The following is a 20904-nucleotide window of genomic DNA, read 5'->3' as shown; positions in this document are numbered from 1 at the left end:
GCGATTTTCGCCCCCCTGCGCTAACCTGCCTCGATGTTTTACGAGGTCGACTATGCACATTCATATTCTCGGTATTTGCGGCACGTTCATGGGCTCGATGGCGGTTCTGGCCAAAGAGCTGGGCCATCACGTGACAGGCTCCGACGCCAACGTCTATCCGCCCATGAGCACGCAACTCGAGGCCCAGGGCATCGAGCTGACCCAAGGCTACGACCCGTCGCAATTCGACCCGGTCCCGGACCTGGTGGTGATCGGCAATGCCATGTCCCGTGGCAATCCGGCGGTCGAATACGTACTCAATAAAGGTTTGCCTTATGTGTCCGGCCCGCAATGGTTGGCTGACCATGTATTGCAAGGCCGTTGGGTACTCGCGGTCGCCGGCACTCACGGCAAAACCACCACCAGCAGCATGCTGGCCTGGGTGTTGGAACATGCGGGCATGAGCCCGGGCTTCCTGATCGGCGGCGTGCCGCAGAATTTCTCGGTGTCGGCGCGCCTCGGCGACACGCCGTTCTTCGTGATCGAGGCGGATGAATACGACAGTGCCTTCTTCGACAAACGCTCCAAGTTCGTTCACTACCGCCCGCGCACAGCGATCCTGAACAACCTGGAATTCGATCACGCTGACATCTTCCCCGATTTGCCGGCTATCGAACGTCAGTTCCACCACCTAGTGCGTACTATCCCAAGCGAAGGCCTGGTGATCCACCCGACCACCGAACCCGCCTTGCAGCGTGTGATCGAGATGGGCTGCTGGACCCCGGTGCAAACCACCGGCGCGGGTGGGCAGTGGCAGGTCAAGCTGCTCAGCGAAGACGGTTCCAGATTTGAAGTGCTGTTCGAAGGTGAGGCCCAAGGCGTCGTCGAGTGGGACATGACCGGCCAGCACAACGTCGCCAACGCCTTGGTCACCCTGGCGGCTGCGCGGCATGTGGGCGTGGTGCCGTCCATGGGCATTGCCGCGTTGAGCGCTTTCAAAAGCGTGAAGCGCCGCATGGAAAAAGTTGCCGACGTGAATGGGATTACCATCTACGACGATTTTGCCCACCACCCGACGGCCATTGCGACTACGTTGGACGGCCTGCGCAAGCGTGTCGGCGATGCGCCGATCATTGCGATTGTCGAGCCGCGCTCCAACTCCATGAAGCTAGGTTCCCACCGCGATGGTCTGCCGGAAAGCGTCAACGATGCCGACCAGGTGGTCTGGTACGCACCGGCCAACCTCGGCTGGGACCTGCCGGGAATCGCAGCGCGGTGCACCGTGCCATCAACCGTGTGCGACTCCATTGACGGCATCATCGAACACGTCAAGCAACAGGCCGAACCCGGTACTCACGTGGTGGTCATGAGCAACGGCGGCTTTGGTGGCCTGCACGGCAAACTGGCCGAGGCGCTGAAATGAGTGGCCCGGAACGCGTCACGCTGGCGATGACCGGCGCCTCCGGTGCGCCTTATGGTTTGCGCCTGCTGGATTGTCTGGTGCGCGAAGACCGTGAGGTGCACTTCCTGATCTCCAAGGCGGCGCAACTGGTGATGGCCACCGAGACCGACGTGGCGCTGCCGCCCAAGGTGCAGACGATGCAGGCCTTCCTCACCGAATACACCGGGGCTGCGGCGGGGCAGATCAAGGTCTACGGCAAAGAGGACTGGATGTCGCCCGTGGCGTCCGGCTCCGGTGCGCCGGCGGCGATGGTGGTGGTGCCGTGTTCCACTGGCACCCTGTCGGCCATTGCCACGGGAGCCTGCAACAACCTGATCGAGCGCGCAGCGGACGTGACCCTGAAGGAGCGCCGCCAGTTGATCCTGGTGCCCCGTGAAGCGCCGTATTCGAGCATTCACCTGGAACACATGCTCAAACTGTCGAACATGGGTGTGACGATTCTGCCGGCCTCGCCGGGTTTCTATCACCAGCCGCAGACCATCGATGACCTGGTGGATTTTGTGGTGGCGCGCATTCTCAACCTGCTGAACATTCCCCAGGACATGCTGCCGCGTTGGGGCGAGCACCATTTGAGCAGCGATGAATAAGGCACTGCTGATCGTGCTGGCGCTGCAACTGACGGGCTGCGCCACGGCGCGCACGTTGGACGCGGCGCAACCTGGCGCGCCGGTGGTGTATGCCGGTACGCGGTTGGATTTATATGCAATGAATGGCGGTTGCTGCGCCAAGGACAGGTTTGGTGCAGAGGCGCCGGCTTATCCCGGTGTGGATCTGCCGGCGAGTGCGTTGCTTGATACCTTGCTGTTGCCGCTGTCGGTGTTGACGGTGTTGGGGGTTGGCTTCAATGCTACAGGCGGCCTATAGAGGTGTATTGCCTGTGCTGGCCTCAACGCAGGCCAGCCAGGTCACCGCAGAATTACTTACCTAACTTGCGCAACTCATCCGACTCCACCACCCGCACCCCGTCCTGCTCTTCCAGCGCCAGTCGCCACATGGCCCGGGCCAGTTCGCACACTTCAATGCCGTGGTATTTGCCCGGAATCAGTCGCGACAACGGCCCGGCCAGTTGCTCCGCCAAACGCGGTTCCAACCGTTCCCCCAATAGCAACGACGGCCGCACGATGGTCAGTTGTGGCCAGCCTTGGGCTTTGAGTGCTTCTTCCATTTCCCCTTTGACCCGGTTGTAGAAGATCGAGGATTTCGGGTCGGCGCCAATTGCACTGATCACGATCAGGTGGCGTGCGCCCATTTCCCGCGCGCGTTTGGCGAAGGCCACGACCATGTCCAGATCGACGGCGCGAAACGCCGCTTCGGAGCCCGCCTGTTTGATGGTGGTGCCCAGGCAGCAGAAGGCCAGGTCCACCTGGCCACTCAGCTGCGGCAGGAACACCGCCGGGTCGCCCACCGGGTTTTCCAGGTGCGGGTGTTCGGCCAGTGGCTTGCGGCTGGGCGCGAGCACGCGAGTCACGGTGGGTTCGTTGAGCAGGCGATCGAGCAGGTGTTCGCCGGTAAGGCCGGTGGCTCCGGCGAGCAAGATATGCTGAGGCGTCAGGTACATGGTGTCTCCCCCTTGTTACACAGTTCAGCTTAGTTGCCTTTGGCTTCCTTGCTATTCATTGAGACGCTTTCGAGCGCCTTTCGTGCCTGCTGTTTGCGTAATAATTGCCAATGGGCGATCACACCCTTGGGGGCCCAGATCTGCGGTTCTGAGGCTTCGAAGCTGTCCGCCTGCTCGCGTTCGGCCACATGCAGCTGTGCCAGCTTGAAGGCTTGCTGCAAGTCGTCGGTCTGGTTGAAGGCTTGGGCGAAGAGGGCGTCGCCGAAGTAGGTGAAGTCGGCTTCTTCGGAGCAGCCGAAGGACACGCGATCGGCACGGGACGCGGTCATGATCAGGGTGCGCTCGTCCTTCAGGGCCGGGATGAAACCACCGGAGTAGCAGGCCGAGATCACCACGATCTTGTCGCGGTTCTTCAGTGGTGCGAGCACGGCGGCGAGTTCATCGGCGGGCAGGTCGGCCAGTTCCATGCGCGGTTGGTCGAGCACCAGTTCGTGTTCGTGGGTGCCGTGGCTGGTCATGTAGATAAACACCAGGTCTTCCGGCCCGGTGCGGTCGGCCAGGGTCTGTACGGCGCGGCGCAGGCTTTCGCGAGTGGCCAGCGGGCGGTCGGCAATGTGGTCGCGGTGGTTGACCAGGCGAATCTGCCCGCGTGCACCGAAACGGGTGGCGAGCATGTTGCTGACGTAATCGGCTTCGCGCAGGAACACGCTCTGCTTGCCATCGCCGGCCACGGCCAGGGTGTACAGCTCCACGGCAGGGGTGGAGGCGGGCACGGCGGCGAGGGCGGCGTCGAGCAGGCGACCCTGGGCCAACACGCCGATTTCCAACGGGTCGGGCAGCAGTTTGCCGTCGGCGTCACGCACGCGCATGCCGTTGACCCAAGTGCCGGCCTGTACGCTGCCGTCGGTGAGCACGAGAGTGCCTTTGCCTTGATAGCTGTCGCTGTCGAAACCGCCGATATAGAAGCTGCCGTCGGTGAGGTTCAGGCGACCTTCACCGGTGAAACGCCAATCGCTGAACTGGCCGACATAGTGGCTGCCATCCACGCCGATCAATTCGCCCTTGCCACTGAGCGCGCCTTCTTTGAACTGGCCGATCCACACGTCGCCGTCGGCGTTCTCGTAGCGGCCCTTGCCGTTCAGTTGGTTTTGTTTGAACTGGCCGACATAGATGTCGCCATCGGCGCTGTTGAACGTGCCATTGCCTTCCAGCTGGCCATCAACGAAATGACCGCTGAACTGGTTGCCGCTGTCGTCGTTGCGCTGGCCTTCGCCGTTCGGCTTGCCGTGGGCGAACTGGCCCTGGTATTGGCTGCCGTCGGCCAGCTCCAGGCGGCCGAGGCCGGAATACTGGTCGTCCTTGAACTCGCCGCGATAGGTCATCTGCCCCTCTTTGAGGGTGCCTTCGCCATTGCGTCGACCATTTTTGAAGCCGCCGACATAGTGGCTGCCCGCCGTGGTCAAGCTGCCTTGGCCGTCGAACAGGCCCTGTTGGAACTGGCCTTTATAGACTTCGCCGTTGCTGCCATGCCACTCGCCCTGGCCGTGCCACTGGCCTTTATCGAACTGGCCGGCGTACCAGCTGCCGTTGGGGTAGTCCACGCGGCCCTGGCCTTGCAGCAAGCCATCGACCACGTCGCCCCGGTAACGGCCGCCGTCGGGCAGGCGCGCATCGGGCGGCAACAGCGATTCGCCGTCTCCGCAAGCGGTGAGCAACAGGGCAAGGGCGAGGGGGGCGAGTGGGCGCATAGCGGGATCCGGATAATTGAGCGCCGAGTATGCCGCAGCTGCGAGTTTCATACATAAATTTACATACACTGTGGTGAGGTTTATATCCCCACCACAGGCACGGGCTTACACGAAGTAGAGTGACAACGACTCGGCAATGTAAGCCGGTTTTTCCTGGCCTTCGATCTCCAGGGTGGCGGTGGCCTTGAGCAGCCATTGGCCGGGTTTTTTCTCGGTGACGTCATTGAGTGTCACGTTCAGGCGCACTTTTGAATTGACCTTGACCGGCTGGATGAATCGCACGCTGTCCAGGCCATAGTTGACCGCCATTTTCAGGCCTTCGGGCACGATCAGCAGATCTTCCATCAGCTTGGGCATCAGCGACAGCGACAGGAAGCCGTGGGCGATAGTGCTGCCGAACGGGGTTTGCGCGGCCTTGACCGGGTCGACGTGGATGAACTGATGATCGCCCGTGGCCTCGGCGAACAGGTTGATACGCGCCTGGTCGATGGTGAGCCATTCGGAACGTCCCAGTTCCTTGCCGACATAATCTTTGAGCTGCGCTACGGGTACATAGGGCATTGCGTCTCTCCTTGGTTCATCACGCTGTGTACAACGTCTGGTTTTTTATGGGTTACAGAGAACCAATGTAGATCATCATGGCCAATCGGCTCGGTCAACCCACCATGCTTTTGGCGAATGCCGGTGTATAGGGCGGGCGTGCTTATAATGCGGGCGAGTCTTGAGGGGGAAGAACGGATGCTGTTACGTGGCCTGACCTGGCTGGTGCTGTTTCAACTGATCGGCACGGCGATCAATCATTTGCTGTTGCCGGTGCTGCCGGGGCCGATCATCGGCCTGCTGCTGATGCTGGGGTTCCTGATCTGGAAGGGCGAGGTCGGCGAGCCCTTGAGCCTGGCGGCCAGCAGCCTATTACGGTACTTGCCGTTGCTGCTGGTGCCGCCGGCGGTAGGGGTGATGGTGTATGCCAAGGACATTGCCGCGGATTTCTGGGCCATTGTCGGCGCGCTGGTGCTGTCGCTGGTGATTGCCATGGGCTTCGTGGGCGTGTTGATGCAGCAGATGGTCAAGCGCAAGGAGAAGGATCAATGATCGTCGACTGGCAGGGCGCGTGGACGGCAGTCATTCATCACCCGCTATTCGGCATCGGCATCACCCTTGGCGCCTATCAACTGGTACTGGCAGGGTTCGAGAAAACCCGCTGGATCTTCCTGCAGCCGGTGCTGGTGTCCATGCTGCTGGTGATCGGCGTGCTGATCAGTTGTGGCCTGAGCTACGCCGAGTACCGCAAGAGCACCGAGATCATGGGCATCCTGCTCGGCCCGGCAACAGTGGCCCTGGCGGTGCCGCTTTACCTGAACCTGCGGCGCATTCGCCAATTGTTCTGGCCGATTTTTACTACGCTGGTGATAGGTGGGGTCCTCGCCACCGGCCTGTGTGTGCTGCTGGGTTGGTGGTTCGGTGCCGAACACATGATGTTGATGACCATGGCGCCCAAATCGGTGACCTCGCCAATTGCCATGCTGGTGGCCGAGCAGATCGGCGGCGTGGCGGCATTGGCGGCGGTGTTTGTGCTGATCACCGGGGTGGTCGGCGCGATGATCGGCCCGGCCTATTTGTCGCGCCTGGGTGTGCACAGCCCCGAGGCGCGCGGCATGGCGCTGGGCATGACGGCCCACGCCGTCGGCACGTCGGTGGCCCTGCAGGAAAGCGAAGAATGCGGCGCCTTTGCCGCGCTGGCGATGAGTCTGATGGGCGTGGCCACGGCAGTGTTCCTGCCGCTGGCCGTGTCGGTGATCGTTTAAACCAGGTTTAAGGAAACCTTTATGAGTCTGGCGCTGTTCCCGCTCAATACTGTGCTGTTCCCTGGCTGCACCCTCGACCTGCAACTGTTCGAGGCGCGCTACCTGGACATGGTCGCCCGTTGCATGAAAAAGGGCGAAAGCTTCGGCGTGGTGTGCATTCTTGACGGCCAGGAGGTGGGCACGGCGCCGGATGGCTACGCATTGATCGGCTGTGAAGCGCTGATCCGCGACTTCAAGCAACAGGACAATGGCCTGCTGGGGATTCGCGTCGAGGGCGGACGCCGGTTCCGTGTACGCGATGCCGGTGTGCAGAAGGACCAGTTGCTGGTGGCTGAAGTGCAGTGGCTTGAAGAGCTGCCGGACCAACCCTTGGAAGAGGAAGACGCCGACCTGCTGGCGCTGCTCCAGGCGTTGGCCGAGCACCCGATGGTGGCCTCGCTGGACATGGACGCCCACGCCGACGGCCAGCAAGCCTTGGGCAATCAGTTGGCGTATCTGCTGCCCTTTACCGAGGCCGACAAGATCGACCTGCTGCAACTCGACGACCCGCAACAGCGCCTGGACGCGATCCAGATGCTGCTCGACGAGTTGCAGGGCGAACTGTTCACTCAGTAGGCATAGCGCAGCAGGGCGTGGGGCGTGCCGGTGAGTGCAATGAAGCTCAACACCGCGACCAGCGCCGGCAGCAACAGCCACCAGGTTTTTTGCGACATGGCCGGCAGCGGGCTTCGATACTGGGTGATGCCCAGGCTGAACGCACACACCGTCATCGCCAACAGCGTGCCCGCCAGGATATCGGTAGGCCAGTGGGCCCCAAGGTAGACCCGCGACAGCGCAATGAATGCCGCAGGAATGCAGCCCAGCAGCATCCAGGTCAGGCGCAATCGCACGGGTTGTCCGCGACCGGCCAGGATCGCCAGCGCCAGGAAAAACGCGAACGCACCGGACGCATGGCCGCTGGGCATGCTGAAACTGGTCAGTGGGTCTGTCAGGATTTCCGGGCGGCCGCGTGCGAAAAACAACTTAGTCCCGGTGTTGATCACCGCAGCCCCGGCCAGCGTCGCGCCGACAAACACGGCATGGCGCCATTGTCGCGCCAGCAGTAGCAGGCCAGTGAACACGGCGCTGGCGAAGAACATCTTCTTGAATTCGCCCAACTGGGTGATGCGCACCATGACTTCGTCCAGCCACGGGCTGCGGTGTTCCTGCACCAGGGCGCTCAGGCCCTGGTCGAAGTCATTGAGGTGGGGGTAGCCGATAAACAAGGCGATCAACACGATCAGGCTGGCGCAACCGATCCACAAGGTGGCGCGACGATGGCCGCGCAGGCTGCTGTTCAAACTCAGGCCCACCACCACCGCGATACAGGCGGCAACGATGCCGGCTTCCGACCAGAAACCTTCGGGCAATGGCAGGCGGAAAGCGGCGCCGGTCGCCCAGCCTGGCAGCAGATACGCCACGGACCAGCCCGCGGCCGCGACGATGCTGACAATCGCAAAGCGCGGGAAGGGCATATCGCACATCCCGGCTACCATCGGCAGCATGGGGCGCAGCGGGCCGATGAAACGGCCGACCAGCAGGCTGGCGATGCCGTACTTGTGGAAGTAGGTTTCGGCGCTGTTCATCCATTCTGGGTGGTGGCGCAAGCCGGGTAAACGCCGGATGTTCTGATGGAAATGTCGGCCCAGGAAGTAGGAAACCGCATCACCCAGCAAACCGCCGAGGAAGCCCAGCAACAACGTTTCGCTGAGTGACAGCGCACCGCTGCCGGCGAGGGCGGCAATGGCAAACAACAACACCGTGCCCGGCACGATCAACCCGGCGATGGCCAGGCACTCCACGCAGGCGACGATAAACACCGCGACCGCCAGCCATTCGGGGTTCAGCGTCAACCAGCCGGTAATGCTATCGAGCCATTGGCCCATACAATTCACTCCCTGCTCAAATCAAAAAATAATCGCGGCCTTCGACCTGGCCCCGGCGCAAGGGGTTCCGCGTGCAATAAGGCGCGTAGCCCGCATCGACGAAGCGGTACATCAGGTGTTCATCACGCCCGCTGGGAATGCCCAGGCGGGTGGTCTGGATGATCTGGGTCGGGGTTTGGCCCACGTCTTCAACGTAGAGCCGTTCCTGATCGAAACGCTTGGCGTCCCACATCGGCACCTTCAACCCCAGGGCTTTGCACAGCAGGGTCTGGCCGGCGCAGAGTTTCTGCGAGGCGCGTGGGCTGCCGTCGGCATTCGGGTTGTTCAACAGCATTTGCGCCAGGCTCGCCGGGCCGGATAATTCATCGACCCACGGATAGGCCGATTTGATCAACACGGCATTGCCCGGCCCATGGGCGCTGAAGTTCAGCGAGTCGCCGCCACGGGCGTAATACATGTAGATATGGCCACCATCCAGAAACAAAGCCTTACGCTTTTCTGTGTAGCCCAACGACGCATGGCTGCCTTTTTCGGCCACGTAATAGGCTTCGGTTTCAATAATTCGCGCCGAAAGCCAGATTTTTCCCACGCGATGACGGATGATTTTTCCGAGCAATGCCTGCGCAAGAATTTGCGCGTCACGGTCGAAGAAGCTGTCGGGCAGGGCGCTGGCGGGGAGTTGGGGCGATGAGCTGGGCATGGCAGTCAGGGGTAAATACGGCTAAATGTGACGGAATCATAACAACTCCCACCTTAATTACCGCTGAACCCCAGGTTTTTACAGTTCATTTCGACCATCCGCCCCTCACCGCTGTCAGTCGAGCGGCGTCACAGCTATAATCTGCCGCTTTCCTCCCTGCCAAGACTCCCTGACCATGACTGAGTCCGTTCTTGACTACATGACCCGCCTGGGTCGCGCTGCCCGTCAGGCCTCGCGGTTGATCGCCCGTGCGAGCACCGCGCAGAAGAACCGCGCCCTGCTGGCCGCCGCCGACGCTCTGGATGCTTCGCGCTCCGAGCTCACTGCCGCCAACGAGCAAGACCTGGCCAACGGCCGCGCCAATGGCCTGGAACCGGCCCTGCTGGACCGCCTGGCGCTGACCCCGGCACGTATCGACGACATGATCGAAGGCCTGCGTCAGGTAGCCAAGCTGCCTGACCCCATCGGTGAAATCCGCGATATGCGTTATCTGCCGTCCGGCATCCAGGTCGGCAAGATGCGCGTGCCCCTGGGCGTGATCGGTATCATTTATGAGTCGCGCCCGAACGTGACCATCGACGCCGCGAGCCTGTGCCTCAAGTCCGGCAATGCCACCATCCTGCGTGGCGGTTCCGAGGCGATCAATTCCAACCGCGCCATCGCCGCGTGCATCCAGCAGGGCCTGGCCGTGGCCGAGTTGCCCGCCGAAGTGGTGCAAGTGGTGGAAACTACCGACCGCGCCGCTGTTGGCGCGTTGATCACCATGCCGGAATTCGTCGACGTGATCGTGCCGCGCGGTGGCAAGAGCCTGATCGAGCGCGTCAGCCGTGATGCCAAGGTGCCAGTGATCAAGCACCTGGACGGCGTGTGCCATGTCTATATCGACATCGCCGCCGACATCGACAAGGCGATCCGCATCGCCGACAACGCCAAGACCCACCGTTACGCCCCGTGCAACACCATGGAAACCCTGCTGGTGCACGCAGGCATTGCCGAGCGCGTGCTGCCGCCGCTGGCTGCCATCTACCGGGACAAAGGGGTTGAGCTACGTGGTTGCGAGCGTACCCGTGCGCTATTGGGCGCGGACGTGATCGAGGCGACCGAGCTGGATTGGTACACCGAATACACGGCGCCGATCCTGTCGATCAAGCTGGTCGACGACCTGGACGAAGCCATCGAACACATCAACACCTACGGCTCCAAGCACACCGACGCCATTGTCTCCGAGCATTTCAGCGATGCCCGGCGCTTCCTCAATGAAGTGGATTCCGCTTCGGTGATGGTCAACGCCTCGACGCGGTTTGCCGACGGCTTCGAGTATGGCCTGGGGGCGGAGATCGGTATTTCCACCGACAAGCTCCACGCCCGTGGCCCGGTTGGCCTGGAAGGCCTGACCAGCGAGAAGTACGTGGTGTTCGGCGATGGTCATGTGCGCACTTGATGGGTAAACGCATCGGGTTGCTCGGCGGTACTTTCGACCCCGTGCACATCGGCCATTTGCGCAGCGCCCTGGAAGTCGCGGATGCCCTGGCGCTGGACGAGTTGCGCGTGATGCCCAACGCTCGGCCGCCCCATCGCGATACGCCGCAAGTGTCGCCGCAGCAGCGCCTGGAAATGGTGCGCCTGGCGGTGGAGGGCATAACGCCGCTGGTGGTGGACGACCACGAGCTCAAGCGTGACAAACCGTCCTACACTGTCGATACCCTGGAAGTGATGCGCGCTGAAATGGCCGCAGATGACCAGTTGTTTCTGCTTTTGGGCTGGGACGCATTTTGCGGCCTGCCCTCTTGGCATCGCTGGGAGGAACTCCTCCAGCATTGCCACATCCTGGTTTTGCAACGCCCGGATGCCGACAGCGAACCGCCGGATGCCTTGCGCAACCTGCTGGCCGCGCGGTCGGTAAGTGACCCCTTGGCCCTGACCGGGCCGAACGGGAATATTGCATTCGTCTGGCAGACCCCGCTTGCGGTGTCCGCCACCCAGATCCGTCAACTGCTGGCCAGCGGTAAGTCGGTACGTTTCCTGGTGCCTGACGCGGTCCTGGCCTACATCGATGCGCACGGGCTTTACCGTGCGTCGAACTGAAAAGGCGCGCTTGAATGCACGAAATGTCGTGCAGCGAGCGCCCGAACATACGAGCAAAACGAGTTTTATATGACGAACAAAGACGTAAGCAAAGTTAAGCGCAAAGGCACCTTCAAAAGCGCCCCGCTGCCGGTAGAAGCCCACGTTGGCCCAGAACTGGCTGGCGAAGAGCTGGTAAAAGTCGCCGTGGCTGCCCTGGAAGACGTTAAAGCCCAGGACATCCAGGTGCTGGACGTGCGCGACAAGCAGAGCATCACCGACTACATGATCATCGCCACCGGTACTTCGAACCGCCAGATCGGCGCGATGCTGGACAAGGTCCGCGAAGCCGTCAAAGCCCAAGGCGTCAAGCCACTGGGTGAAGAAGGCAAGGGCGACAGCGACTGGGTGCTGCTGGACATGGACGACGTGATCGTTCACATGATGACCTCCAACGCCCGTCAGTTCTACGACCTGGAGCGTCTGTGGAAAGGCGCCGAGCAGAGCCGTGCCGCCGATGGCAAGCACCACAGCCCGGAAGTGGGCCACGCGCACTTCGACAAGCTGAACAAAGACCAGGAATAAGGAACGGCTGTGCGCCTGCGTCTGATCGCTGTCGGTTCACGCATGCCCAAGTGGGTGGAAGAAGGCTGGCACGAGTATGCCAAGCGTCTGCCCGCTGAGCTGTCGCTTGAACTGGTGGAAATACCGCTTAACACCCGGGGCAAGAATGCCGATGTGGCGCGCTTTATCCGTCAGGAAGGCGAAGCCATGCTGGCCAAGGTCGGCCCCAACGAGCGCATCGTCACCCTGGAAGTGCACGGAAAACCCTGGAGCACCGAGCAGTTGGCGGTGGAGCTGGATCGCTGGCGCCTGGATTCGCGTACGGTCAACTTCATGGTCGGCGGCCCCGAAGGGTTGGCGCCGGAAGTCTGTGCGCGGGCGGATCAGCGTTGGTCGCTGTCGGCGCTGACGTTGCCGCACCCGTTGGTACGGATTCTGATCGGTGAACAGCTGTATCGCGCCTGGACAGTTCTGTCCGGGCACCCTTACCACAAATAGTCTGCGCCCCTCCCGATGACCCAGCCGATCCGCATCAAGGACCACGAGAAAGACGCACGTCTTGTACGCGCTCGCGTGGTGTTTGGCGCAATCATGGTGGTGGCGTTGTTGGGTGTGCTGATCGCGCGCCTGTATTTCCTGCAGGTGATCCAGTACGACTATCACTCCACCTTGTCGGAAAACAACCGGGTGCATGTGCAGCCGATTCCGCCAACTCGTGGGCTGATTTTCGACCGCAATGGCGTGGTGGTGGCGGATAACCGGCCCAGTTTCAGCCTGAGCATGACCCGCGAGCGCTCCGGCGACTGGCAGCAGATCCTCGATGTGATCGTCGAGGTGCTGCAACTGACGCCGGAAGACCGAGTGATCTTCGAGAAACGCATGAAGCAGGGGCGCCGGCCGTTCGAGCCGGTGCCGATCCTCTTTGAGCTGACCGAAGAGCAGATCGCACGGATCGCGGTGAACCAGTTCCGTTTGCCGGGTGTGGAAGTGGTGGCGCAGTTGGTGCGCCATTACCCGCAAGGGCCGCACTTTGCTCACTCCGTCGGCTACATGGGGCGGATCAACGAGAAAGAGCTGAAAACCCTCGATCCGGTCAATTACAGCGGTACCCACCATATCGGCAAGACCGGCATCGAGCGTTTCTACGAGCCGGAGTTGCACGGCCAGGTCGGTTACGAAGAAGTCGAGACCAACGCCCGTGGCCGCGTGCTCCGGGTGCTCAAGCGTACCGACCCGGTGCCGGGCAAGGACATCGTCCTGAGCCTGGACATCAAGTTGCAGGAAGCCGCCGAGATGGCCCTGGGGGGGCGTCGTGGCGCGGTGGTGGCGCTGGACCCGAAGACTGGCGAAGTGCTGGCGATGGTCAGCCAGCCAAGCTTTGACCCCAACCTGTTTGTGACCGGCATCAGCTTCAAGGCCTACGCCGAGTTGCGCGATTCCATCGACCGCCCGCTGTTCAACCGCGTACTGCGCGGCCTGTATCCGCCGGGGTCGACGATCAAACCGGCGGTGGCGATTGCGGGGTTGGACGCGGGTGTGGTCACAGCCTCCAGCCGGGTGTTCGATCCGGGCTATTACATGCTGCCCAACTACGATCACAAATACCGTAACTGGAACCGCACCGGTGACGGCTATGTCGACCTGGACACCGCGATCATGCGCTCCAACGACACCTATTTTTATGACCTGGCGCACAAGCTGGGGATCGACCGCTTGTCCACCTATATGGGCAAGTTCGGCCTCGGCCAGAAAGTCTCCCTGGACATGTTCGAGGAATCCCCCGGCCTGATGCCGTCGCGGGAATGGAAGCGCGCGACCCGTCGCCAGGCGTGGTTCCCGGGTGAAACCCTGATTCTCGGCATCGGCCAAGGCTATATGCAGGCCACACCGCTGCAACTGGCCCAGGCCACGGCGCTGGTGGCCAACAAAGGCATCTGGAACCGTCCGCACCTGGCCAAGACCATCGAAGGTGAAAAACCGGTGGACGACAACCCGATCCCCGACATTGTGCTGCGCGACGCGTCGGACTGGACCAAGGTCAATCACGGTATGCAACAGGTGATGCACGGCGCCCGTGGTACCGCGCGCAAGGCAGCCGTTGGCGCGCAGTACCGTATTGCCGGCAAGAGCGGTACCGCCCAGGTCGTGGCGATCAAGCAGGGCGAGAAATACGACCGCACCAAGGTCCAGGAACGCCACCGAGACCACGCCTTGTTTGTTGGCTTCGCGCCGGCGGATGACCCGAAAATCGTGGTCGCGGTGATGGTCGAGAACGGCGAGTCCGGCTCCGGCGTCGCGGCGCCGGTGGTGCGCCAAGTGATGGACGCTTGGCTGTTGGCCGACGACGGCAGGCTCAAGCCTGAATATGGCGGCCCCCCTTCAAGCACTGAGGTTACGGCCCGTGAAGAGTAATTTTGACCGCATCCTCTCCAGCGAAGATGTGATGCGTCGCCGTGCGACGTTGCTGCAACGCATGCACATTGATGGCCCGTTGCTGATCCTGCTGCTGACCCTGGCGGCCGGCAGCCTGTTCGTCCTGTATTCGGCCAGCGGCAAAAACTGGGACCTGCTGATCAAGCAGGCCTCGTCGTTCGGCCTGGGCTTGTTGTCGATGGTGGTGATCGCTCAGCTTGAGCCACGCTTCATGGCGCGGTGGGTGCCCTTGGGCTATGTGGCAGGCGTATTGCTGCTGGTGGTGGTGGACGTGATGGGCCACAACGCCATGGGCGCGACCCGCTGGATCAACATTCCGGGGGTGATTCGCTTCCAGCCGTCGGAATTCATGAAGATCCTGATGCCGGCGACCATCGCCTGGTATTTGTCCAAGCGCACCTTGCCGCCGCAACTCAAACACGTGGGCGTCAGCCTGATTCTGATCGGCATTCCCTTCATCCTGATCGTGCGCCAGCCGGACCTCGGCACCTCGCTGCTGATCCTGGCGGGCGGTGCGTTCGTGCTGTTCATGGGCGGTCTGCGCTGGCGCTGGATCCTCAGCGTACTGGCCGCCGCCGTGCCCGTGGCGGTCGCCATGTGGTTCTTCTTTATGCACGACTACCAGAAGCAACGGATCCTTACCTTCCTTGACCCGGAAAGCGACCCGCTGGGGACCGGCTGGAACATCATCCAGTCGAAGGCCGCCATCGGTTCCGGCGGAGTATTTGGTAAGGGTTGGTTACTGGGCACCCAGTCGCATCTGGACTTTTTGCCCGAGAGTCACACCGACTTCATCATTGCAGTAATGGGCGAAGAGTTCGGTCTGGTGGGCATTTGCGCGCTGTTGCTGATCTATTTGTTGTTGATTGGTCGCGGCCTGGTGATCACTGCGCAAGCGCAGACACTGTTCGGCAAATTGCTGGCCGGTGCCTTGACCATGACTTTTTTTGTTTACGTTTTCGTCAACATCGGTATGGTCAGTGGCCTGTTGCCGGTGGTGGGGGTGCCGTTGCCGTTCATTAGCTACGGCGGAACTTCGCTGGTGACATTGCTGTCAGCGTTTGGGGTTTTGATGTCGATCCATACGCATCGCAAATGGATCGCGCAGGTTTGAATAAGGTGAAGATGTCAATGCAAGTAATGCGCGGCTGGGCGACTCGGCACGCGTCCTGGATGGGCCTGATTGGCCTGCTGGGCGCAACGCAAGAGGCGCAGGCCGGTGACTACGATGGTTCACCCCAGGTCGCCGAGTTTGTCGGTGAAATGACCCGCGACTATGGTTTCGCCGGTGAACAGCTGATGGGTGTGTTTCGCGAAGCCCAGAAAAAGCAGGCGATCCTCGACGCCATCTCCCGCCCTGCCGAACGGGTGAAGCAGTGGAAGGAATACCGCCCGATGTTCCTCACCGACGCCCGCGTGGCACGGGGTGTGGACTTCTGGCGCCAGCACGAAGCGGTACTGGCCCGTGCCGAACAGGAATACGGCGTACCGGCCCAGGTGATCGTCTCGATCATTGGCATCGAAACCTTTTACGGGCGCAATACCGGCAGTTATCGGGTGATCGACGCCTTGTCGACCCTGGGCTTCGATTACCCGCCACGTGCTGACTTCTTCCGCAAGGAGCTGCGCGAATTCCTGCTGCTGGCCCGCGAAGAGCAGGTCGACCCGCTGACACTCAAAGGCTCCTACGCCGGAGCGATGGGCTTGCCGCAGTTCATGCCGAGCAGCTTCCGCGCTTATGCAGTGGACTTTGACGGCGACGGGCATATCAATATCTGGAGCAACCCCGACGATGCTATTGGCAGCGTGGCCAGCTATTTCAAGCGCCACGGCTGGGTAGCCGGCGAACCGGTGGTAATCCGCGCCGATGTCACCGGTGACCGCGCCGATGAAGGCCTGACCCAGGGCATTGAGCCGGCCAAGACGGTCGGGGAGTTGCGGGCGCTGGGCTGGTCGAGTCAGAATGCGCTGCCGGACGATATGCCAGTCACGGCGTTCCGCCTTGAAGGCGAAAACGGCCCGGAATACTGGATGGGCCTGAAGAATTTCTACGCAATCACGCGTTATAACCGCAGTGTGATGTACGCCATGGCCGTGCATCAGCTGTCAGACATGCTGGTCCAAGCACGGGGCAACAAGTAATGCGGGCATCGCCGTTCAATCAACCGCTCAAGCTGGTGGCGTTCGCCGCGTTGTCCCTGCTGGTCGTCAGTTGCTCCACCAGCCGTGGCCCGGCGCAGAAGTCGGGGGGGGCGGTCGTCCGTTCCCAGCCGGGCCTGGACATCAACCGCGCACACAAAGACGGCGCGCCGTGGTGGGACGTCGACGTGTCGAAGATCCCGGATGCCACGCCGACCCTGCACACCGGTCCATACAAGGCCAACCCCTATACCGTGCTGGGCAAGAGCTACTTCCCGCTGCAGGAATCCAAGACCTACGTGCAGTCGGGCACGGCGTCCTGGTATGGCACCAAATTCCACGGCCAGAACACCGCCAACGGCGAAGTGTATGACCTGTACGGCATGAGCGCCGCGCACAAGACCTTGCCGCTGCCCAGCTATGTCCGTGTGACCAACCTGGACAACAACCGCACAGTGATCCTGCGTGTGAACGACCGTGGCCCGTTCTACTCGGACCGCATCATCGACTTGTCCTACGCTGCCGCGAAGAAACTCGGTTACGCCGAAACCGGCACCGCACGTGTGAAGGTCGAAGGTATCGACCCGGCGCAGTACTGGGCCCAGCGTGGCAAACCCGCGCCGTTGATGCTCAACGAGCCGCAAACCCAACAGCCGCAAGTGACCGCCTCTACCGGCAAGATCGAGCAGTGGACGCCGCCACCGGCACAGCACGCGCCTGACACGGTGGTCGTGCCCCATGCCGCGCCTGGCGCTTCGATGGCCGGCGGGCAATACCTGCAGGTCGGCGCTTTCGCCAACCCGGATGCGGCAGAACTGTTAAGGTCCAAGCTCAGTGGCATGGTCAACGCGCCGGTGTTCATCAGCTCCATCGTGCGTAACCAGCAGACATTGCACCGTGTGCGCATGGGCCCGATCGGCTCGCCGAGCGAAGTGGCACAAGTACAGAACAGCGTACGCATGGCCAACCTGGGGCAACCCAGCGTGGTCACTGCCGAATAATAGAGAATTGATGGTTCAGGCTCGTGCGCGGGCTCGAACCCTGGTTGTTGGCTCGTTGAACAATAAAAACCCAGGGGCAAGGGGTGAGCGGGCAACCGAACACGCGACAGTCTGGCAACGGGCTGTCTGAATAAGTTTTGCCCGCGAGGGCAAGTTTCCATAAGCAATTTCGAGAGACGGATGAACATCACCACCTTAGCCAAACGCACGTGCCTGCTTCTTTCGCTGATCATCACCCCGGCCGCCTGGGCCGTTGAAATGGTGCCGGCTTCCCCGCAACTGGCCGCCAAGTCCTGGGTCCTCATGGATGCCGCCAGTGGCAACGTGCTGGTCGAGAGCAACGGTGACCAGCGCCTGCCGCCGGCCAGCCTGACCAAACTGATGACCGCCTACATCGCGACCCTGGAAATCCGTCGCGGCCAGATCGGCGAAAACGACCCGGTCACCGTCAGCGAAAACGCCTGGCGTACCGGCGGTTCGCGGATGTTCATCAAGGTCGGCTCGCAAGTCACTGTGAGCGACCTGCTGCACGGCATCATCATCCAGTCGGGTAACGACGCCAGTGTCGCCCTGTCCGAGCACATCGCCGGCAGCGAAGACGCGTTCGCCGACATGATGAACAAAACCGTGGCCGACCTGGGCATGACCAACAGCCACTTCATGAACCCGACCGGTCTGCCGAACCCAGAGCACTACTCGTCGGCTCACGACATGGCGATCCTGGCACGCGCGATCATCCGCGTTGACCCGGTGCACTACGCGATCTACTCCCAGAAGGAATTCTTCTGGAACAACATCAAGCAGCCTAACCGCAACCTGCTGCTGTGGCGCGACAAGACCGTCGACGGTCTGAAAACCGGCCACACCGACGAAGCCGGCTACTGCATGGTGTCGTCTGCTGTGCGTGACGGCCAACGCCTGATCGCCGTGGTCTTCGGCACCAACAGCGAGCAGGCCCGTGCGGCCGAGACGCAAAAACTGCTGACCTACGGTTTCCGCTTCTTCGAAACCCAGACCTTCTACCAGAAGGGTGCTGAACTGGCGACCGCGCCGGTGTGGAAAGGCGCGACCTCCCAGGTCAAGGCCGGCCTGGCCGAAGACCTGACCCTGACCATGCCTAAAGGCCAGCTGAAAAAGCTCGCGGCCAGCATGACCATGAACCCGCAATTGGTTGCTCCAATCGCCAAGGGTGATGTGATCGGCAAGGTCGAAGTGAAGCTGGACGACAAGGTGGTGCACAGCGCCGACCTGATCGCGCTGGACGCCGTCGACGAAGGTGGTATCTTCCGCCGCGTCTGGGATAGCATCCGTCTATTCTTCTACAGCTTGTTCAACTGATAGTGTGCACCTGCAAAGCCCCGTGTTGATCCGACGCGGGGCTTTGCCCGTCGCCACGGCTTACGCTTACGAGGCCGTTACGCCATGACCGATAAAGAAGTAAAGGCGCCAAAGATCGAATTCCCGGTGGTGGACTATCCCATCAAGGTGATCAGCGATACCGGTGTCGGCCGTAAAGACCTGATCCTCGAGATCGTGCGCAAGCACGCAACGATCAACGACCAGCGCGTGGACGAGCGATCCAGCTCGACCGGCAAATACACCACGATCCAGTTGCACATCGTTGCGATTGATCAAGACCAGCTCTACAACATCAACAGCGAACTGCGGGCCACCGGCTTCGTGCACATGGTGTTGTGATGTCTCAAATCCTGGGCTTTCGCGAGCTCGGCCGGATGGACTATGAGCCCGTCTGGCACGCCATGCAGCGGTTCACCAATGAACGCGGCACGTCGGCCCCCGATGAAATCTGGCTGGTGGAACACCCGCCGGTCTTCACCCAGGGCCAGGCCGGCAAAGCCGAGCATCTGTTGCTGCCGGGGGATATTCCGGTGGTGCAGGTCGACCGAGGTGGCCAAGTGACTTACCATGGCCCCGGACAACTTGTCGCATACCTGTTGCTGGACGTGCGCAAGCTGGGGTTTGGCGTGCGTGACCTCGTCAGCCGCATGGAGGCTTGCCTGATCGAGCTGTTGGCCAGTTACGGCGTGACCGCCGCGGCCAAGCCCGATGCACCGGGTGTGTACGTCGACGGCGCGAAAATCGCTTCCCTGGGGCTGCGGATTCGCCATGGTTGTTCCTTTCATGGCCTGGCCCTGAATGTGGACATGGACCTGGCCCCGTTCCGGCGGATCAACCCGTGTGGCTATGCCGGGTTGGCGATGACGCAACTGAGTGACCATGCTTCACCGATTAAATTTGCCGAGGTGAGTGCCCGGCTGCGTGCGCAGCTCGTCAAACACCTCGACTATGCTGAGCAGACGACCCTTACGGGCGGAATCGACTGATTATGACTACTGATGCAGTGCAAACCATGATCCCGACGGTGGACGTTACCGACCGTCCGGCCCCGGCCCCGCGTGCCAAGGTGGAAGCCGGCGTCAAGCTGCGCGGCGCCGAGAAGGTTGCACGCATCCCGGTGAAGATCATTCCGACCACCGAACTGCCGAAGAAACCCGACTGGATCCGCGTGCGCATCCCGGTTTCGCCGGAAGTCGACCGTATCAAGGCGCTGCTGCGCAAACACAAGCTGCACAGCGTGTGCGAAGAAGCGTCCTGCCCGAACCTGGGCGAGTGCTTCTCCGGCGGCACTGCGACCTTCATGATCATGGGTGACATTTGCACCCGTCGTTGCCCGTTCTGCGACGTCGGCCACGGCCGTCCGAAGCCGCTTGACGTCAACGAGCCGGAAAGCCTGGCCATCGCCATCGCCGACCTGCGCCTCAAGTACGTGGTGATCACCTCGGTAGACCGCGACGACTTGCGTGACGGCGGCGCCCAGCACTTTGCCGACTGCATCCGCGAGATCCGCAAGCTGTCGCCGAACGTGATGCTCGAAACCCTGGTGCCGGACTACCGTGGCCGCATGGACGTGGCGCTGGAAATCACCGCCGCCGAGCCGCCGGATGTGTTCAACCACAACCTGGAAACCGTGCCGCGCCTGTACAAGGCCGCACGTCCGGGTTCGGACTACCAGTGGTCGCTGACCCTGCTGCAGAAATTCAAGCAGATGATGCCGCACATCCCGACCAAATCCGGCCTGATGCTGGGCCTGGGGGAGACCGACGAGGAAGTGATCGAAGTCATGAAGCGCATGCGCGAACACGACATCGATATGCTGACCCTGGGCCAATACCTGCAACCGTCCCGCAGCCACTTGCCGGTGCAGCGTTTCGTGCACCCGGACACCTTCGCCTGGTTCGCCGAGGAAGGTTACAAGATGGGCTTCAAGAACGTGGCGTCGGGCCCGTTGGTACGCTCTTCGTACCATGCGGACGAGCAGGCCAAGCTGGTCAAGGCGAGCCTGGTTTCGTAAACCGTACCGAAATTGAACGTGCATGCGGGCTTGTGTGGGAGCGGGCTTGCTCGCGAAGGCGGTGTTTCAGTCACCTGATTAGTTGACTGACACTCCGTATTCGCGAGCAAGCCCGCTCCCACATTTAGTTCCGCGTCAGCCAAGGAGAGTTGT

General features: G+C 61.7%; 23 protein-coding genes. 18 read left to right on the top strand and 5 right to left on the bottom strand.

The annotated features are described in order from the left end of the window. Nucleotides 1-52: 52 nt before the first annotated feature. From mpl to AYR47_RS03270, 3 genes are read left to right on the top strand one after another with little or no spacing between them, the layout of a single operon-like run. The gene (gene mpl / locus AYR47_RS03280; RefSeq protein ID WP_061434307.1) at nucleotides 53-1402 is read left to right on the top strand and encodes a UDP-N-acetylmuramate:L-alanyl-gamma-D-glutamyl-meso-diaminopimelate ligase; all 1350 of its coding nucleotides are present in this window, start codon (nucleotides 53-55) and stop codon (nucleotides 1400-1402) included. Then, complete coding sequence (ubiX, locus tag AYR47_RS03275) at nucleotides 1399-2028, top strand: flavin prenyltransferase UbiX (RefSeq protein ID WP_028618086.1); 630 nt, start codon at nucleotides 1399-1401, stop codon at nucleotides 2026-2028. Before mpl ends, ubiX begins: the two co-directional genes overlap by 4 nt. After that, entirely contained in the window at nucleotides 2021-2305 is a 285-nt protein-coding gene (locus AYR47_RS03270; RefSeq protein ID WP_028618085.1) for a YceK/YidQ family lipoprotein, read from the top strand. The genes ubiX and AYR47_RS03270 overlap by 8 nt, the downstream gene beginning before the upstream one ends. Nucleotides 2306-2357: 52 nt before the next feature. Here AYR47_RS03270 and AYR47_RS03265 read toward each other — a convergent pair whose 3' ends face one another. The 3 genes from AYR47_RS03265 to AYR47_RS03255 all read right to left on the bottom strand — a co-directional run bounded on the left by AYR47_RS03265 (nucleotide 2358) and on the right by AYR47_RS03255 (nucleotide 5308). Next, complete coding sequence (locus AYR47_RS03265) at nucleotides 2358-2999, bottom strand: oxidoreductase (RefSeq protein WP_033896428.1); 642 nt, start codon at nucleotides 2997-2999, stop codon at nucleotides 2358-2360. A 29-nt stretch (nucleotides 3000-3028) separates the two neighbouring features. Beyond that, the gene (locus AYR47_RS03260; protein WP_061434305.1) at nucleotides 3029-4747 is read right to left on the bottom strand and encodes a C13 family peptidase; all 1719 of its coding nucleotides are present in this window, start codon (nucleotides 4745-4747) and stop codon (nucleotides 3029-3031) included. Between the two features lie 105 nt (nucleotides 4748-4852). After that, the gene (locus tag AYR47_RS03255) at nucleotides 4853-5308 is read right to left on the bottom strand and encodes a MaoC family dehydratase (protein ID WP_010206803.1); all 456 of its coding nucleotides are present in this window, start codon (nucleotides 5306-5308) and stop codon (nucleotides 4853-4855) included. Nucleotides 5309-5485: 177 nt separating this feature from the next. Between AYR47_RS03255 and AYR47_RS03250 the strand changes: the two genes are divergently transcribed. The 3 genes from AYR47_RS03250 to AYR47_RS03240 are packed head-to-tail and all read left to right on the top strand — an operon-like array spanning nucleotide 5486 to nucleotide 7167. After that, nucleotides 5486-5839, top strand: coding sequence for a CidA/LrgA family protein (locus AYR47_RS03250; protein ID WP_016978575.1), 354 nt, complete (start codon nucleotides 5486-5488; stop codon nucleotides 5837-5839). After that, nucleotides 5836-6552 (top strand): LrgB family protein, encoded by a 717-nt coding sequence (locus AYR47_RS03245; protein WP_061434303.1) that lies wholly within the window; start codon nucleotides 5836-5838, stop codon nucleotides 6550-6552. The genes AYR47_RS03250 and AYR47_RS03245 overlap by 4 nt, the downstream gene beginning before the upstream one ends. A gap of 21 nt (nucleotides 6553-6573) precedes the next feature. Next, nucleotides 6574-7167 (top strand): LON peptidase substrate-binding domain-containing protein, encoded by a 594-nt coding sequence (locus AYR47_RS03240; protein WP_038847489.1) that lies wholly within the window; start codon nucleotides 6574-6576, stop codon nucleotides 7165-7167. Here the strand turns inward: AYR47_RS03240 and AYR47_RS03235 are convergent. Continuing rightward, nucleotides 7161-8477 (bottom strand): bifunctional DedA family/phosphatase PAP2 family protein, encoded by a 1317-nt coding sequence (locus tag AYR47_RS03235; protein ID WP_061434302.1) that lies wholly within the window; start codon nucleotides 8475-8477, stop codon nucleotides 7161-7163. The two genes, AYR47_RS03240 and AYR47_RS03235, sit on opposite strands and share 7 nt — an antisense overlap. Before the next feature lie 16 nt (nucleotides 8478-8493). Continuing rightward, nucleotides 8494-9177, bottom strand: a complete 684-nt coding sequence (locus tag AYR47_RS03230) for a DNA-3-methyladenine glycosylase (RefSeq protein ID WP_033896433.1) — start codon at nucleotides 9175-9177, stop codon at nucleotides 8494-8496. Nucleotides 9178-9352: 175 nt separating this feature from the next. Between AYR47_RS03230 and AYR47_RS03225 the strand changes: the two genes are divergently transcribed. The 12 genes from AYR47_RS03225 to lipA all read left to right on the top strand — a co-directional run bounded on the left by AYR47_RS03225 (nucleotide 9353) and on the right by lipA (nucleotide 20751). After that, nucleotides 9353-10618: a glutamate-5-semialdehyde dehydrogenase gene (locus tag AYR47_RS03225; protein ID WP_033896434.1), complete on the top strand. Its 1266-nt coding sequence runs from the start codon at nucleotides 9353-9355 to the stop codon at nucleotides 10616-10618. Beyond that, nucleotides 10618-11262, top strand: coding sequence for a nicotinate-nucleotide adenylyltransferase (nadD, locus tag AYR47_RS03220; protein WP_033896435.1), 645 nt, complete (start codon nucleotides 10618-10620; stop codon nucleotides 11260-11262). Before AYR47_RS03225 ends, nadD begins: the two co-directional genes overlap by 1 nt. 69 nt (nucleotides 11263-11331) lie before the next feature. Next, nucleotides 11332-11826 (top strand): ribosome silencing factor, encoded by a 495-nt coding sequence (rsfS, locus tag AYR47_RS03215; protein ID WP_003237041.1) that lies wholly within the window; start codon nucleotides 11332-11334, stop codon nucleotides 11824-11826. 9 nt (nucleotides 11827-11835) lie between these two features. After that, a complete protein-coding gene (rlmH, locus tag AYR47_RS03210) occupies nucleotides 11836-12303 on the top strand; it encodes a 23S rRNA (pseudouridine(1915)-N(3))-methyltransferase RlmH (protein ID WP_003176297.1) in 468 nt (155 codons plus the stop codon). A gap of 15 nt (nucleotides 12304-12318) precedes the next feature. After that, a complete protein-coding gene (mrdA, locus tag AYR47_RS03205) occupies nucleotides 12319-14217 on the top strand; it encodes a penicillin-binding protein 2 (RefSeq protein ID WP_033896437.1) in 1899 nt (632 codons plus the stop codon). A 31-nt stretch (nucleotides 14218-14248) separates the two neighbouring features. Next, nucleotides 14249-15352: a rod shape-determining protein RodA gene (rodA, locus tag AYR47_RS03200; protein WP_017735626.1), complete on the top strand. Its 1104-nt coding sequence runs from the start codon at nucleotides 14249-14251 to the stop codon at nucleotides 15350-15352. Nucleotides 15353-15369: 17 nt separating this feature from the next. Further along, nucleotides 15370-16380 carry a lytic murein transglycosylase B gene (gene mltB / locus AYR47_RS03195; protein WP_010206788.1) on the top strand — a complete coding sequence of 337 codons (1011 nt, stop codon included), beginning with the start codon at nucleotides 15370-15372 and terminating at the stop codon, nucleotides 16378-16380. Then, nucleotides 16380-17378 carry a septal ring lytic transglycosylase RlpA family protein gene (locus tag AYR47_RS03190; RefSeq protein ID WP_033896438.1) on the top strand — a complete coding sequence of 333 codons (999 nt, stop codon included), beginning with the start codon at nucleotides 16380-16382 and terminating at the stop codon, nucleotides 17376-17378. Before mltB ends, AYR47_RS03190 begins: the two co-directional genes overlap by 1 nt. A 180-nt stretch (nucleotides 17379-17558) precedes the next feature. Further along, complete coding sequence (locus tag AYR47_RS03185; RefSeq protein WP_033896439.1) at nucleotides 17559-18716, top strand: D-alanyl-D-alanine carboxypeptidase family protein; 1158 nt, start codon at nucleotides 17559-17561, stop codon at nucleotides 18714-18716. An 84-nt stretch (nucleotides 18717-18800) separates the two neighbouring features. After that, nucleotides 18801-19076 carry a DUF493 domain-containing protein gene (locus tag AYR47_RS03180; RefSeq protein WP_010206784.1) on the top strand — a complete coding sequence of 92 codons (276 nt, stop codon included), beginning with the start codon at nucleotides 18801-18803 and terminating at the stop codon, nucleotides 19074-19076. Further along, a complete protein-coding gene (gene lipB, locus AYR47_RS03175) occupies nucleotides 19076-19723 on the top strand; it encodes a lipoyl(octanoyl) transferase LipB (protein WP_033896440.1) in 648 nt (215 codons plus the stop codon). Before AYR47_RS03180 ends, lipB begins: the two co-directional genes overlap by 1 nt. Before the next feature lie 26 nt (nucleotides 19724-19749). Continuing rightward, the gene (gene lipA, locus AYR47_RS03170; protein WP_017735632.1) at nucleotides 19750-20751 is read left to right on the top strand and encodes a lipoyl synthase; all 1002 of its coding nucleotides are present in this window, start codon (nucleotides 19750-19752) and stop codon (nucleotides 20749-20751) included. The last annotated feature ends 153 nt before the right edge of the window (nucleotides 20752-20904 follow it).

It is taken from the genome of Pseudomonas azotoformans, assembly GCF_001579805.1.
Taxonomy (GTDB): Bacteria; Pseudomonadota; Gammaproteobacteria; order Pseudomonadales; family Pseudomonadaceae; genus Aquipseudomonas; species Aquipseudomonas azotoformans_A.
This window is presented reverse-complemented; position numbering and strand designations above follow the sequence as displayed.